12 protein-coding genes are annotated in these 15,070 nt (G+C 68.7%); 4 read left to right on the top strand and 8 right to left on the bottom strand.

Features of this window, described 5'->3' with window-relative positions; translation table 11 throughout:
- Positions 1-8 precede the first annotated feature (8 nt).
- From WG923_RS04140 to WG923_RS04130, 3 genes are all read right to left on the bottom strand, one after another.
- Positions 9-899 (bottom strand): hypothetical protein, encoded by an 891-nt coding sequence (locus WG923_RS04140; RefSeq protein WP_340349668.1) that lies wholly within the window; start codon positions 897-899, stop codon positions 9-11.
- A gap of 172 nt (positions 900-1,071) precedes the next feature.
- A complete protein-coding gene (locus WG923_RS04135) occupies positions 1,072-1,563 on the bottom strand; it encodes a Crp/Fnr family transcriptional regulator (RefSeq protein ID WP_340349667.1) in 492 nt (163 codons plus the stop codon).
- A 204-nt stretch (positions 1,564-1,767) separates the two neighbouring features.
- On the bottom strand, positions 1,768-3,987 hold the full coding sequence (locus WG923_RS04130; RefSeq protein WP_340349666.1) for a hypothetical protein: 2,220 nt from the start codon (positions 3,985-3,987) through the stop codon (positions 1,768-1,770).
- Between the two features lie 436 nt (positions 3,988-4,423).
- On the opposite strand from WG923_RS04130, the gene WG923_RS04125 reads away from it, so the two are divergent.
- The gene (locus WG923_RS04125) at positions 4,424-5,515 is read left to right on the top strand and encodes a hypothetical protein (RefSeq protein ID WP_340349665.1); all 1,092 of its coding nucleotides are present in this window, start codon (positions 4,424-4,426) and stop codon (positions 5,513-5,515) included.
- A gap of 235 nt (positions 5,516-5,750) precedes the next feature.
- Here the strand turns inward: WG923_RS04125 and mnmE are convergent, their stop codons facing one another.
- Positions 5,751-7,247 carry a tRNA uridine-5-carboxymethylaminomethyl(34) synthesis GTPase MnmE gene (mnmE, locus tag WG923_RS04120; RefSeq protein WP_340349664.1) on the bottom strand — a complete coding sequence of 499 codons (1,497 nt, stop codon included), beginning with the start codon at positions 7,245-7,247 and terminating at the stop codon, positions 5,751-5,753.
- 206 nt (positions 7,248-7,453) lie between these two features.
- Here mnmE and WG923_RS04115 point away from each other — a divergent pair, with 206 nt between their 5' ends.
- Positions 7,454-9,259, top strand: a complete 1,806-nt coding sequence (locus WG923_RS04115) for a PKD domain-containing protein (RefSeq protein ID WP_340349663.1) — start codon at positions 7,454-7,456, stop codon at positions 9,257-9,259.
- Between the two features lie 77 nt (positions 9,260-9,336).
- Here the strand turns inward: WG923_RS04115 and yidC are convergent, their stop codons facing one another.
- Genes yidC through rpmH form a run of 4 tightly spaced genes read right to left on the bottom strand, consistent with a single transcriptional unit; the run spans position 9,337 to position 11,985 of the window.
- Entirely contained in the window at positions 9,337-11,034 is a 1,698-nt protein-coding gene (gene yidC / locus WG923_RS04110; RefSeq protein WP_340349662.1) for a membrane protein insertase YidC, read from the bottom strand.
- Positions 11,031-11,291 (bottom strand): membrane protein insertion efficiency factor YidD, encoded by a 261-nt coding sequence (gene yidD / locus WG923_RS04105; protein WP_340349782.1) that lies wholly within the window; start codon positions 11,289-11,291, stop codon positions 11,031-11,033. The genes yidC and yidD overlap by 4 nt, the downstream gene beginning before the upstream one ends.
- A 2-nt stretch (positions 11,292-11,293) precedes the next feature.
- Complete coding sequence (locus WG923_RS04100; protein WP_340349661.1) at positions 11,294-11,806, bottom strand: ribonuclease P protein component; 513 nt, start codon at positions 11,804-11,806, stop codon at positions 11,294-11,296.
- Between the two features lie 44 nt (positions 11,807-11,850).
- Positions 11,851-11,985, bottom strand: coding sequence for a 50S ribosomal protein L34 (gene rpmH, locus WG923_RS04095; RefSeq protein ID WP_027101598.1), 135 nt, complete (start codon positions 11,983-11,985; stop codon positions 11,851-11,853).
- 182 nt (positions 11,986-12,167) lie between these two features.
- Between rpmH and dnaA the strand changes: the two genes are divergently transcribed.
- Positions 12,168-13,583 (top strand): chromosomal replication initiator protein DnaA, encoded by a 1,416-nt coding sequence (dnaA, locus tag WG923_RS04090; protein WP_340349660.1) that lies wholly within the window; start codon positions 12,168-12,170, stop codon positions 13,581-13,583.
- A gap of 233 nt (positions 13,584-13,816) precedes the next feature.
- Positions 13,817-14,923 carry a DNA polymerase III subunit beta gene (gene dnaN / locus WG923_RS04085; protein ID WP_340349659.1) on the top strand — a complete coding sequence of 369 codons (1,107 nt, stop codon included), beginning with the start codon at positions 13,817-13,819 and terminating at the stop codon, positions 14,921-14,923.
- The last annotated feature ends 147 nt before the right edge of the window (positions 14,924-15,070 follow it).

Below are 15,070 nucleotides of genomic sequence, written 5' to 3'. Positions count from 1 at the left end.
GAATCCGTTCAGCGCAGCGCGCCGTACTGCGTGCCGCTCAACTCCTGGTCCGTTGCCTCCGGCGCCATCTCGGTGTCCTCGAAGCCGGTCAGCAGCGTGTAGTTCTGCGTGCGGCCGGCGTTCACCGCGGCCAGCGCCTTCTCGCCGCGCAGCCCGGCATCGAGCGCCTTGCGGAAGGCGGCCACTTCATCGGCCTGCAGCGGCTCCAGCGGCGCGGGCTGCGACGCCGTCGCGAGCGCCGGCGCGGGCTGCGGGACCGCTGCAAGCGGCGCCGGCTGCGACACCGGGGCGGGCCGCGACGCCGCTGCAAGAGGGGCGGCGCGCGCCGCCCGTTCGAGCGGCGTGGGACGCGAAACCGGTTCGAGCGGCGCGGGGCGCGATGGCACGCGGCGCTGCGGCGGCTCGGGCATCAGGGCCGCGGGCTGCGACACCGCGGGCATGCGCTGCTGGGGGTCGCCGACGGCGACGTGCTCGCTGGCGCGCCAGTACACGGCGGGCACGAGGATGTCGTGCTTGGCGCGGGCCGACTGCGCGATCATCGCCTCGATCTCGGCCATCCGCGGCGTGTGGTTCACCGCGCCCTGCGCGAGGTCGACCATCACCATGAACTGCTTGCCGTGCGTGTCGAGCGACAGCACCTTGAACTTGTAGCTGGAGGACAGCACGCCGGCGCGCACCATCGCCTCGCGCACCACCGCATAGAGCTGCTCGCGGTGCACCAGGCGCTCCTGCTTGCGGGTGCCGTGGCCCGGGGCCGGCTGCGGCGCGGGGTGGTTGTGGTGCACCCCGTTCACGGGCTTGGTGGAGTCCATGCGCGAGAAACCCGAATCGGGCAGCATCGAGGCACGCGCCTCGTGCCTGCTCTTGCGGACGGGAGAGAACCAGCTGAAGAGGGACATGACGGACTTCCTGCGGCTGCTTGAGGGGTGGGTTCGACGGGCCGCGATCCCAGTGTAGGGACACTGCGCGCGGCGTGTTGGGGCATTTGTCACGCCCGCCCCCACCGCACGCGGCGGAGGACGGGCGTCGCAGGGAAACAGACAGGCGGCGGAGACGGCCGGTGCGCTGCCTTCAGGTGACCGCCACGCGCTTCGGGCGATTGGCGAGCCGCCGGGACACCAGCGAGCCGAGCGCCATCGCGACTTCCAGCGCCAGCTCCGGTTGCCGGTTGGTGAGCTCGGTGAAGCGGATCGGCGACAGCGACCACAGCTTGCACGCGCTCGCGGCCTGCACGGTGGCGCTGCGCGGGTTGCGGGTGAAGAAGGCGCCTTCGCCGACGGCCGATCCGCCTTCCACGCTCGCGAGCCGCAGCCGGCCCTTGTCGTCCTCGTAGTGCACGGTGAGCGAGCCGGTCTCGACCAGGTACACGGTGCGGTCGGTCGCGTTCTGCTCGATCAGCACCTGGCCCTGGCGCACGGCGAACGGCTGCAGGTAGGTGCCCAGCATCTCCCACTGCTTCGGATGCAGCTGCGGCCGGAAGGCATCCGCGGACTGGTTGCGCGCGATCGCCTGCACGAGGCCTTGCACGTCGAAGTGGATGGGGGTCGGGAGTGGCGCATTCATGCCGTCAAGGTAAACGCCCGCGCCCTGAATGAACAGCGCTGTTAACTGTGCATTACACGAGATACGGCGCGGCCCCTCCCTGTAACGCGGGTCCCGTGGCTGGCGCGGACAGGCGGTGCGCGGGCGCGAATGAACGGTTGGAAGTGTCAGAAATGACAGGGGCGGCGAACCGGCCCCTGTCGAACTTCGTACTACGCCCTCAGGTCAGAAGGCCGACACGAAGCTGCCGTCGGTGAAGGTCATCACGCCGGTGTCCACATCGAGCACGCCGATCTTCGTCGCGCCGCGCAGCATCACGTCCGCCGACGCTGCGTCCTCGCGCACGCTCATCGAGATGCCCTTGGTGGTTTCGGCCAGCGTGACGGTGGCCACGCCCTGAGCATCGCGCGTCGCGTCGACGGTGATCGCCATGCGCGGCGTCCCGCCTGCGAAGCTGCGATAGGCCAGCGTGGCGGACTTCGGCGCGTCCTCGAAGCTCCTGAGGCTGGTGCCGAAGCTCACGGCCAGCAGCGGACGGTTCGGGGCGGTGACCTGCGCGCTGAGCGTCGCGTTCAGCGTGTAGAAGTTCGTCTCCGAGACGGGCTTCTGCGCTTCCTGCTGCTCATAGCCGGCCGCCACTACGGACAGCTTGCCCTGGAAGAAGTCGGTTTTTACGCCGGACGCGATGTTGGCGAGGCGGCCCTGCAGCATCAGTTGCGTCGGGATGTGCTTCGTGCCGCTCTTGTCCCAGGTGGAGCCCGTGGCCGCGAAGGTGCCCTCGAACTCGGCGCCCGTTACCGTCCACTGCACGTCGAGCGACGCGTTGGCGAGGTCGCCGGCGGTCGCGGGACGCGCTGCGCTCGGCGCAACCTTGCGGCCATTGCCGTCGATCGCCACTGGGATCTGGTCGAAGGTCGCCGACTTGATCTGCAGCGTGCCGAGCGTGTCGCCGCCGGCGTTCTTCGACACGATGGAGCCCTGGGCGCTGATCGACTTCAGCGAGGGGTTCGCCGCGTCGATGGCGCGGGTGCCCCTGATGTTCCAGGCGCTGTGGTCGGCATCGACCTGGCCGGTGCTGCGAAAGGTCGCGGGCACTTCGCCGCCCACCGCAAAGTCGGTGGTCTGGCCGTTCGCGTTCCTGGTCGCCGTGATCGTTCCGTTGCGCACCTGGCCGACCTGGGTGACGGTAGGCTGGGTGGCGTTCGGGTTGTACGTGATCTTCTGCGCACGCGCCGTGTAGGTCCAGGTGTCACCGGTCACGGCAGGTTGGATCACGAACTGGTGCATCGTATCGACAGGCACGTTGTTGACGAACTGCGTCCCCATGTACGCCGAGCACTGGAGTACGTTCGCGTCAGCGGCCGCGGTCGGCAGCGTGCCCTGCGAGTCCTTCAGGACGTAGCAGTAGCCCGGGCCCGAATAGGCGTACGTCGACTGTGATCGGCCGGTCTTGAAGTCGGAGTACAGGTCGAAGCCGGTCATCAGGACGTCGAGGTCCGTCTGCAGCAGCTGCGCGGGAACCTGCACGCCCGACATCGCGGCGCCGAACTTGTTCTGCTCCAGGTTCAACGCGCCGGGCTGGGTGGCGTCGGCACCGCCGAACAGCGCAGCGACGTCGCTGCGGATCTCGGTGAAGAGGGTCTTGGTGGCACCGATGGCGCCGTCCGCATCGAGCGCGGCGGCGGGCGCGGGCGCGTTGCACGCGACGCCTTCGCATTCCAGCGCGGCGACGGCCGGAGCCAGCACGGCCGGCGGAACGTTGCCGACGAGGGTGGGCGTGGCCAGCACGGTCCGCAGCGCGGTGCCCAGCGCGCCGGCGGCAGCACCGGACAGCGCGTAGCTGCTGGTGGACGTCGTGGCGTTCGCGAGCGTCTCGACCACGCATTGCGCACGCGCGCCGGCGTCGCCGCTGCAGCCTGCGGCGGCGTCGAGGGCCATCTGCGAAACGGCGGTCAGCATCACGGCAAGACGCTGTTCGTCGGCGCTGCTTGCGTCCGCGGTGGACTTCACGGGCACGGCGGTCAGGTCCTCGGCCGCGGTGATGCCCAGCATGGACTTGATCGTGTGGTTGGCCTGTCGCGCGCTGTCGGCGGTGATGCCCGCGTCTTCCGCGGCCTCGGCCGCCATTTCGCTGAAGGGTGTCACGTTCGCCGTGATCGTCGCCGTGGCCGGAACGACCACTGCGCGCATGGCGAAGCCGGGCGGCAGCGACTGCGTCTGGCCGGTGGCCTCGTCGCGGTGGGTGGCGCCGCCCTGCGGCACCGTTACCTTGATCACATAGGGCTGGGCCGGCACCCCCACGAAGCGCACGGTGTAGCGCCCCGAAGCGTCCGTCGGTGCCGAGGCGGTGGCCAGCGCCTCGGCGCTGATCGTGCCGTCGGCCCGCACAGCGTGGGCGGTCACGATGCCGCCCGCCAGCACACCCTTGGCGGCGACGCCGCTCACTTCGACCGACGCCTGCGGCGCAGGCGCCGGCGTGGCGTCGTCCCCGCTTCCACCTCCGCCTCCACACGCTGCGAGCAACACGGCGCTCGCGATTGCTGCGATTGCAAATCTCACGCTTGTTCTTCCTTCTTGGTCCTGCTGGTTTGTTGACGGCGAAGGCGCCTCCTGCGCCAACGCCGGCGGCGAGATTACGATTTGCGGCGCCTCGTAACAATCGACTCTTGGGGTGAACCGTGGAGTGCGACGCGGCGTGTTGCTACGTTCCGATTCATTCGGCAGGAGGGAAAAATTCTTTCCACCTAAGACGCGAAGCACTGTAGTGCGAAGGTGTGTCGCCCCGCGTCGACACACAGTGGCCGCAAACGTGTGCAATCGTTGAAGCGGGAAACACTGGCGCTTATCCTGCGCGGCCGACAAGAACCACAAGCCAGTGACCGTGCGCCGTACCCCGCTCCGCTTCCGTCGATTCGCCGCCCTCGTCCTCGCGGCCTTGCTGCCCCTGGCCGCGTCCGCCGCGCCATGGGAGCTGACGCTGGAAAGCGACCGGCACAGCGACTTCAGTTCGATCGACGACCTGCGGGACGACAACGCGGCCGGCTACCGCGCCCGCTTCGGCCGCAATCTCGCCTATGTGCAGGAGGAAGTGCGACTGCAGCGCCGCGAGGGCGCGTGGAGCCTCTCCCTGCTCGGACGCAGCAGCGCGACGCTGGTGGGCAACCGCGATGCGATCGAAGCCCTGCGGCACAGCCGCGGCCTCGGCCGCGACGCCAGCGACCGGCACTTCGACGTGCACGCACACCTGCGCGGCTTCGCCGGCGCCGGCGTGGAAGTGGAGCGCGGCTTCGTGCTGGAGCCGCAGTGGAGCGGCGCGCTCCTCGTGCAGGCGCTGGCGCTCACCCGCTGGCGCGAGCGCGAGATCCGTGGCGCGGCCGATTTCGTCGGCGCGACCTCCACCTACACCTTCGACCTGCGTTCATCGGAGCTGAACGACCGGCTGCAGTTCCCGTTCCAGCAGCCGCAGGGCGCGGCCGGCGCCGGCCTGCTGTTCGGCGGCGACCTGGCGTGGGGCCGCGGCCCGTGGTCGGCGCGCGCCGCGCTGCGCGACGTCGGCCTGCTGCACTGGCGGGGCGTGCCGCAGCAGGACTTCACCTTGTCGACCAGCACGCGCGCGATCGACGCGGGAGGCTTCGTCGTGTTCCGGCCGCTGCTGCAGGGGCGCAATACGCAGTCGGGGCTCACGCGCAGCGCGCCGTGGCGCGCGCAGGTCTCGGCCGGCTGGCAGGCGACGGAGCGCGGCAGCCTGCAGGCGGGCGCGCGCTGGTTCCGCGGTTTCGGGGCCCTGCCCTCGGTGGGCTGGACGCAGCGCTTCGGCCAGTTGGAAACCGGCGCCACCTGGCAGTTCCACGAGCAGCGGCTCGTGCTCGATGCCCGCTGGGGCGGCTGGCGCGTATACGTCGGCGCGGACCGGCTGGACGGCGTGCACTCGCGCGTGCTGGGCGTGGCTTACAGCCGGCCGCTGCCGTTCTGAGCGCAGGCCCGCCACGGCCGCGATCCCCCGGCGTCCGGGCCCGACTTCAAGTCTTCGTCAACGGCAGGAAGAGGCCATCGGTCGTGAGGAACAGCAGCGACGTGCCTTGGAGGATCGCCACGATCACGAGGTCGGTCCGCTGCATCGACCGTCATCGTCGGCGGACCCGCACCGCTCACGTGGGAGCCCGTCACCGCAAACGGGGCACGGCAAGCCCGTGCCGCGCCGAGCTTCGCTACTTGCCGATGCAGAACCGGCTGAAGATCACCCCGAGCAGGTCGTCGGCGGTGAACTCGCCGGTGATCTCCGACAGCGCGTTCTGCGCCAGGCGCAGTTCCTCCGCGAGCAGGTCGAGGGCCTGCGCTTCGCGCGCGAGGTGCGCGGCGGCTTCCATGAGGTGCGCGTCGACGCGGCGCAGCGCGTGCAGGTGGCGCTCGCGGGCGATGAAGACGCCTTCGGGGGCGGATTGCCAGCCGGCGAGGTCGAGGAGGGATCGGCGCAGGCGATCGAGGCCTTGGCCAGTCTTGGCGGAGAGGCGGATTTCGGCGCCGGAGCGCCCCCACCCCAGCCCTCCCCCAGAGGGGGAGGGAGCGCTCCCTTGTTCCCTCCCCGCCTGGGCGAGGGTCGAGGAAGCAGTGCTGCCTTCCTCCCTCCCCCTTTGGGGGAGGGCCGGGGTGGGGACGCTCCGCGCTGCGTCCACCGCATCGCTCTTGTTCCACACATCCACGATCGGCACATCGCCCGGCAGCTTCGCCGCGATCGCCGCGTCCGCCTCGCGGTACTCCGGCGACTCGGCGCGCGTCAGGTCGTGCAGGAACACCACCGCGTCCGCCTTCTCGATCTGCCCCCACGCGCGCTCGATGCCGATCTGCTCGACCTCCTCCGCGCCTTCGCGAAGGCCGGCGGTGTCCACCACGTGCAGCGGCACGCCCTCGATCTGGATCGTCTGCCGCACCACGTCGCGCGTGGTGCCGGGAATCGGCGTCACGATCGCGAGCTCCGCGCCCGCCAGCGCATTGAGCAGCGAACTCTTGCCCGCGTTCGGCTGCCCCGCGATCACCACGTTGATGCCCTCGCGCAGCAGCGCGCCCTGGTGCGCGCGCTGCATCACGCGCGCGAGGTTCGCCTGCAGGCGATCGAGCTGGCCCTGCGCGTCGGCCTTGCGGAGGAAGTCGATCTCCTCCTCGGGGAAGTCGAGCGTCGCCTCCACCAGCATGCGCAGGTCGATCAGCGCATCGCGCAGCGCATGGATCTCGCGCGAGAACTCGCCGGCCAGCGAACGCGTCGCGCTGCGGGCGGCGGCTTCCGTGCTGGCGTCGATCAGGTCCGCAATCGCCTCGGCCTGCGCGAGATCGAGCTTGCCATTGAGGAAGGCGCGCTGCGTGAACTCGCCCGGCTCCGCCACGCGCAGGTTGATCGCCGCGCCCGCTTCGAGGCAGCGCGCCAGCAGCAGCTGCAGCACCACCGGGCCGCCGTGCGCCTGCAGTTCGAGCACGTCCTCGCCGGTGTAGGAATGCGGGGCGGGGAAGTGGATCGCGAGGCCCTGGTCGATCGCGCTGCCATCCCCCGCGCGGAAGGCAAGGTAGGTGGCCTCGCGCGGTTTCAACGCGCGGCCGCAGACTGCCTCGACGATCGCCTGCACGCTCTTGGCCGACACCCGCACGATGCCCACGGCGCCGCGTCCGGGCGCGGTGGCGATGGCGGCGATGGGCTGGTCGAGGCGGGCGAGCATGCCCCCATTGTCTCAGTGCATGAGCAAGGTCTCCGCGACAGATGAGCGCGTAAGCGCATGTATGAGCCGTCGCACGACGAATTCGCTCCGGCCAAACTTGTCCGCCGTCAAACACGGTACGCGCGCTCGCGGACTAGCCTGAACTTGCTTCGTCCAGGCGAGCCGCCGCAGTCCCTTGCGCTTGCTCGACCAGCGAGCAAGAAACCATGAAATACCTCCGACTCCGACATCTCCCACTCACACCCCTGTTCCTCGCCAGCCTCCTTGCCGCTTGCGGCGGCGGCGGCGACAGCCCCACCTTCGATGCAGCGGCCGAGACGCTGCCGGTGCGCAGCGCCGCCGTGCTCGCCGACAGCGTGGTGGCTCCCATGTACGCGCTGGATTTCATCGCCCCGGCGGCGACCGGCGCCGACCTCAACGACGATGGCGACGTGATCGGCAGGTCCCGTGCCGACCCTGGCTGCGGGCCCTTCTGCCTGCCGCCCGAGGACACGGTGGTTTGGAAGGACGGCCAGCGCATCGTGCTGCCGCCCGTGGCCGGCGCGGCCGCCGGCGGCCAGTACCCCCTGTTCATCAACAACCTCGGCACGATCGCCGGTATCACGGGCACGATCGGCAGCAGCACGCGCGCGACGCTGTGGCGGCCGGAGGGCAGCGGCTACGTCGCCCAGGATCTCGGCGTCTATCCGGGCACGTCCAGCGTCGACGTCTTCGGCCTGGACGACCAGGATCGCCTGGTCGGCTGGTCCACCCTGGGGGGTGCGATCCCGACGATCGCGTTGCCCGTCATGTGGTCGCCTGCCACGGGCATGGTGGACCTGCGGGCATTGGGTTACCCGAACGAGCGCCCGGCGGCGATGAGCCCCGGCGGCAAGGTGGTGACCTGGGGCTCCTGGTACCAGCTCGGTGACCGCAGCAGCGTCGTGCCGTTGCCGCCGCTGCCGGCGGGCTTCCGCGGCGCCGGCTCCAATGGCAGCGCGATCAACGACTTCGGCGACCAGGCCCACTTCCTGGTTTCCATCGCCACCTCGAAGAACCTCGTCTACCCGTTCCGCCTTTCCGCCCGCGGCACCTGGCAGCAGATCGCCGGTCCGACGGGCCAGCTGTCGGCTTCCGGCATGGGATCGATCAGCGCGGGGCAGGATGTCACCTTCACGGCGCTGGGCACCGGCTTCGTCGCGCCGGGCCCGGCCGGCGTGGGCGAGCCCCTGGCCGATCGCCTCTCGCCGGCCTACCCGGGCGCCACGGTCGGCACCGCGGGCCCGATCAACGCCTCCGGGCAGATCCTCGCGCGGGTGATGATCGGCCGCAGCCACCGGCTGGTGAAGTTGACGCCGGCGACGGCGTGCACGTCGGACTGCCTCGTAAGCCGCTCGCTCGTCGTGACCAGCCAGTTCGTGCAGGACCCTGCGTTGCCCGGCATCTGCGCGCAGGGCGGGAAGATGTACAACCTGACCACCGTGTCGGCCACGATCGCCAGCGAGACGGGCACGCCGCTCGCCAACGCGCTGGTGAGCGGCCGTTTCCTCGACGACTACTGGACCAACCGGCAGGTCACCGGCACCACCGACGCCTCCGGCGTCGTGAGCTGGAGCTACAAGGGGCCGTGCGGCGTCGGCGCCGTCGCCTTCCTCCTCGAGAACGCCGCGCTGGGCACGCGCATCTTCGACCGCACCCGGGGCACGCTCAGCGACTTCGCGATTCCTGTCGCGACCACCGGTCCGGGACCGGATCCGGGCCCGGCGCCGGCCCCGGGGGTGGCACCGGTCGCCGTTGCCGCCGTGACGTGCACGGCGGGGCGGACCTGCAGCTTCGCCGCCACCGGTTCCTACGACCCGGACGGCAGCATCGCGGCCTACCGCTGGACCGAGAACAACGGCACCGTGTGGTCCACCCGGGCCGTGTTCACGAGGACCTTCGCCAAGGCCGGCAAGCAGTCGGTGACGCTGCAGGTGACCGACAACAGCGGCCTGAGCGCTTCGAAGAAGGTGACGTTCACCGTGCTGCGTTGAGGCGGGCAAAAAGGAAGGGCCGCAGAGCGGCCCTTTTTTCCGGGTCCCCCGCCTGCGCGGGGGACGACGCACCTGCCTTACTTGAACTTCGGCAGGTTGAACTCCGGCGGCACGCCCATGCGCACGTTGATCAGCCATTGCTGCGCGATCGACAGCACGTTGTTCGTGATCCAGTACAGCACCAGGCCGGCCGGGAAGAAGAAGAACATCACCGAGAAGATCAGCGGCATGAACCACATCATCTTGGCCTGCATCGGGTCCGGCGGCACCGGGTTCAGCGCCGTCTGCAGCAGCGTCGACAGCGTCATCACCACCGGCAGGATGAAGAACGGGTCGGGCTGCGCCAGGTCGTGGATCCAGCCGATCCAGGGCGCGCCGCGCATCTCCACCGAGGACAGCAGCACCCAGTACAGCGCGATGAACACCGGGATCTGGATGAAGATCGGCAGGCAGCCGCCCAGCGGGTTGACCTTCTCCTCGCGGTAGATGCGCATCATCTCCTGCTGCATCTGCTGCGGGTTGTCCTTGTAGCGCTCGCGCAGCTGCATCACCTTGGGGTTGATGGCCTTCATCTTGGCCATGCTCTCGTAGCCCTTGGCCTGCAGCCAGTAGAAGGCGATCTTGATCAGCAGCACCAGCGCCATGATCGAGAAGCCCCAGTTGCCGATGAACGAGTGCAGCTTCGACAGCAGCCAGTACAGCGGCTTGGCCAGGATGGTGAGCCAGCCGTAGTCCTTCACCAGGTCCAGGCCCGGGTAGACCTTCTCCAGCATCTTCTCTTCCTGCGGGCCGGCGAAGAAGCGCGCGTTCACCACCTGCTCCATGCCGGGCGGGATCGCGGGCAGGGCGGTGATCATGCCGGCGGCGTACAGGTTGTTGTCCACCTTGCGCATGAACAGGTCGCGCTTGGTGCCATCCGGCAGGATCCACGCGCTGGCGAAGTAGTGCTGCACCATCGCCACGTAGCCGTTGCTGGAGGCCTTCTCGAAATCGGCCTTGCCCTTTTCGATGTCGCTGAACTCCACCTTCTGGAACTTCTTCTCCTCGGTGTAGACCGCGGGGCCCGTGAAGGTGGAATAGAAGGACGACTGGCCGGGCAGCTTGTTGCCGTCGCGCACCAGCTGCACATACAGCTGCGGCGACACCGGCGCGGTGCCGGCATTCACCACTTCGTGCTTCACGTCGACGTCGTACTGGCCGCGGTGGAAGGTATAGGTCTTGGCCAGCTTCACGCCGCCCTGCACGGGCGACTCGAAGCGGATGGACAGGTCGTTCTGCCCCTCCTTCATCACGCGATCGCCCGGCACCGCGGTCATCACCGTCTTGTGCGTCGGGAAGTCGCCGCCGATCAGGCCGCTCTGCGCCACGTACACGCGCTCGGGGTCCTGCTCCAGCAGCGTGAAGGGCACGCCCGGCTTTTCGCCCGCGAGCTTGGGGAAGTCCGTGCGCACGATGGTCGCGCCTTCGGTGTCGAAGACGACGTCCATCAGGTCGGTCTTGACCGTGACCTGCTGGCGCGGCGCGGCGGGCGCGGGCCCGCTGGTGCCGGGCACGGCCGACGGCGACGTCGCGACGCTGGTGCCGGGCACGGCGGAGGCGCCCGCCGTCGGCGGCGCGGGCACGGCGCTGGCCGGCCCCTTGGGCGCCGTGGCGGTCTGCTTGGCCGAGGGGAAGAAGGTCGCCGGCTTGCCGTTGTAGACCTGCCACTGGTCCCACAGCATGACGAGGGAGAAGCCGAAGATCACCCAGAGGATGGTGCGGCGGATGTCGGTCATGGAAGTTTCTTCTGATGGAGGAAGGCGAAGATTCTCGGCTTCGCTTGCGGGACCGGATCGTGGCCGCCCGCGCACAGGGGGTTGCAGCGGGCGATGCGGGCCAGGGTGAGGTACGTGCCCGCCGCCGCGCCGTGCTCCTGCAGCGCCTGCAGGGAATAGGCGGAACAGGTGGGCGTGAAGCGGCAGGACGAGCCGATCCAGGGGGAGAGGACGAGGCGGTAGGCTTTCACCATACCGATCAGGGCGCGCTGGGCGATGTTCATGGGCGCCCCTGGGCCCCCGCCTGCGCGGGGGTGACGGAATGGGGCGCGGGCGGGACGGTCTTCGCCCGTTCGAACAGCTGCAGCAGCTCCCCGCGCACGGCGACCTTCAATGCGTCGGACCAGGCGCTCGGGAATTGCGCGCGTGCGAAGTCCGTCCGCAGGCGCACCACGTGGGCGGCTGCGGGCAGGCGCGACGCGAAGGTTTCGCTCACGTTGTAGATCTGCCGCCGGATGCCGTTGCGGGTGACCGCGCGTTTGGCCCAGCGCTTCGGCACGACCGCGCCGATCCAGGCGTCGTCGACGACCGGGAACAGCACTTTCGCGCGGCGGCCCTTGGCCCCAGGCACGGCAACGGCGCCTGCGGCGCCGGTGGAGGAAGCGGGGGCCTCGGAGGATTCGGACGACGACGCGGCCAGGGGCGCGCGGTGCAGCACGAAATGCGGCGTCCGGGAGACTGTGCCGCCTGCCATCGCTGCCTCGTACTGTGCCCGGGTCTTCAGCCGCTGCACGGTCGGCAGGCGCAGGCTCTGGCGCTCTGCTTCGCGGATGCCGCTCAGACGGCCAGGCGCTTGCGCCCCTTGGCGCGGCGGGCGTTGATGACGGCACGGCCGCCACGCGTCTTCATGCGAACGAGGAAACCGTGGGTTCGCGCGCGGCGCACTTTGGAAGGCTGGTAGGTGCGTTTCATGTTGGTTCTCGGGAAAACCCGGCATTCTCGCAGAAACGGGCAGCCCCGGCAATCAAACGCGATGTCAAGACCCTTCACGACGGCTGTCGGGCCATGCGCGCGCGGCTTTGTGGATAAGGTGTAGACGCATAGAATGCGCTGTTTCGTGCGCGAAAACTAATCCACAGGAGCGACGGGGCAACATGAGCGAGGGGCAACACGGCAGGCTGGCGGCCGCACCCAGCCTGGAGGCAGGAGACAGCCTCTGGCAGGCATGCGTCGAGCAGCTGGCGCAAGACCTCCCGGAACAGCAGTTCAACACCTGGATCAAGCCGCTCGCGGCCCAGGTCACGGAGGATTTCTCCAAGGTCACGCTGCACGTGGCCAACCGGTTCAAGCTCGACTGGATCCGGGCCCAGTACGCCGGCCGCATCAGCGCCGTGCTGGAAAAGCTCTATGGCCAGCCGGTCCAGCTTGAGTTAGCGATCACTCAGCGCGAAAACAGCACCAGGGCTTATCCCACGCCCTCGGTGGTGGCGGCCAACGCGCCCGTCGCGGAGCCGACGGACAGCGAGGAAGACGCCGCCTCGTCGGCCTTCAAGACCCGCCTGAACACCGCCCTGACGTTCGACAGCCTGGTCGAAGGCACCGCCAACCGCATGGCCCGCGCGGCCGCGATGCACGTGGCCGGCACCCCCGGGCAGCTCTACAACCCGCTGTTCATCTATGGCGGCGTGGGCCTGGGCAAGACCCACCTGGTGCATGCCGTGGGCAACCGGCTGCTGGCCGACAGGCCCCAGGCGAAGGTGCTCTACATCCACGCGGAGCAGTTCGTTTCGGATGTCGTCAAGGCCTACCAGCGCAAGACCTTCGACGAATTCAAGGACAAATATCATTCGCTCGATCTCCTGTTGATAGATGACGTGCAGTTCTTCGCCAACAAGGACCGCACGCAGGAGGAATTCTTCAACGCCTTCGAGGCCCTGCTGGCCAAGAAGAGCCATATCGTGATGACGTCGGACACCTATCCGAAGGGCCTGGCGGACATCCACGAGCGCCTGATCTCCCGCTTCGATTCCGGCCTCACGGTCGCGATCGAGCCGCCCGAGCTGGAAATGCGCGTGGCCATCCTGATCAACAAGGCCCGGCAGGAAAACGCCGAGATGCCCGAGGAAGTCGCCTTCTTCGTGGCCAAGAACGTGCGTTCCAACGTCCGCGAGCTCGAGGGGGCGCTGCGCAAGATCCTGGCCTATTCGCGCTTCAACCAGAAGGAGATCTCGATCGCCCTGGCGCGCGAGGCCCTGCGCGACCTGCTGTCGATCCAGAACCGGCAGATCGGCGTGGAAAACATCCAGAAGACGGTGGCCGACTATTACAAGATCAAGGTCGCCGACATGTACTCGAAGAAGCGCCCGGCCTCGATCGCCCGCCCGCGCCAGATCGCGATGTACCTGGCCAAGGAATTGACGCAGAAGAGCCTGCCCGAGATCGGCGAGCTGTTCGGCGGCCGCGACCACACGACGGTGCTGCACGCGGTGCGCAAGATTTCGGCGGAGCGGCAGCAGCTGACGGAATTGAACCAGCAGCTGCATGTGCTGGAGCAGACGCTGAAGGGATGAGTCGGGTGGGGGAGAAGAAGCGCTGGGGTTCGCGCGCTGGCGCGGCTCACCACCAGCCTACGGGATCCCCCAGTGTTGAAGGTTTTCGTAGGCTGGCGGTGAGCCGCGAAGCGCGCGAACCCCAGCGCTCCACGCCCCCTGCCCAGCCTCGGTAACCCCCCGTCAAAACAGGCGAAAATACGTAATTCCGGCCACCGCCGAAGACCAAAACCGAATCACGAACAGAGGAAGACATGATTGTCCTGAAGGCAACGCAAGAAAAACTGCTCTCGGTGCTGCAGTCGGTGGCCGGCATCGTGGAGAAACGGCACACGTTGCCCATCCTCGCCAACGTCCTCGTGCGCAAGACCGGCCGCGACCTCCAGTTCACGACGAGCGACCTCGAGATCCAGATCCGCACGACGGCGGACCTCGACGGCGACGCCGGCAGCTACACCACCACCATCGGCGCGCGCAAGCTGATCGACATCCTGCGCACCATGCCCAGCGACCAGACGGTCACCATCGAGTCGCAGCAGAACAAGGTCGTCCTGAAGGGCGGCAAGAGCAAGTTCACGCTGCAGACGCTGCCGGCCGAAGACTTCCCGCTGGTGCAGGAAGCCCCCAGCTTCGGCCCGCAGTTCAGCGTGCCGCAGAAGACGCTGAAGGACCTGCTGAACCAGGTCTCCTTCGCCATGGCGGTGCACGACATCCGCTACTACCTCAATGGCATCCTGTTCGTGGCCGAGGGCAAGCAGCTCTCGCTGGTGGCCACGGACGGCCACCGCCTCGCCTACGCCAGCGCCACGCTCGATGTGGAAGTGCCCCGCCAGGAAGTGATCCTGCCGCGCAAGACGGTGCTGGAGCTGCAGCGCCTGCTGTCGGATGCCGAGGGCGCCATCGAGATGCAGTTCGCCAGCAACCAGGCCAAGTTCGCCTTCGGCGGCATGGAATTCGTGACCAAGCTGGTCGAGGGCAAGTTCCCCGACTACAACCGCGTGATCCCGAAGAACCACAAGAACGCCGTCACCCTGGGCCGCGCGCCGCTGCTGGCGAGCCTGCAGCGCACCGCGATCCTGACCAGCGAGAAGTTCAAGGGCGTGCGCCTGAACCTCGATGGCGGCACGCTGCGCGTGGCGAGCAACAACGCGGAGCAGGAAGAAGCGGTGGACGAACTCGACATCGACTACGCCGGCGACGCCATCGAGATCGGCTTCAACGTCACCTACCTGATCGACGCCCTGGCGAACATGGACCAGGACATGGTGAAGATGGAACTGGCGGACGCGAACAGCAGCGCGCTGTTCACGATCCCCGAGAACCAGAGCTTCAAGTATGTGGTGATGCCGATGCGCATCTGATTCCATCGGCACCGGCGCCCGGCGTCGATGGCGTTTCGCGGGGGCTGGCATCCCGCAGGCTGGCGGTGAGCGCGCGAAGCGCCGAACCCCAGCGATGCGCGCAGGCGCTGGGGTTCGCGCAGCTCACCGGCAGCCTACGGATCCCCG

The organism is Ramlibacter sp. AN1133 (assembly GCF_037890035.1).
GTDB lineage: Bacteria > Pseudomonadota > Gammaproteobacteria > Burkholderiales > Burkholderiaceae_C > Ramlibacter.
Note: the sequence above shows the minus strand (reverse complement) of the source record. Positions and strands in the feature narration are given on the sequence as shown.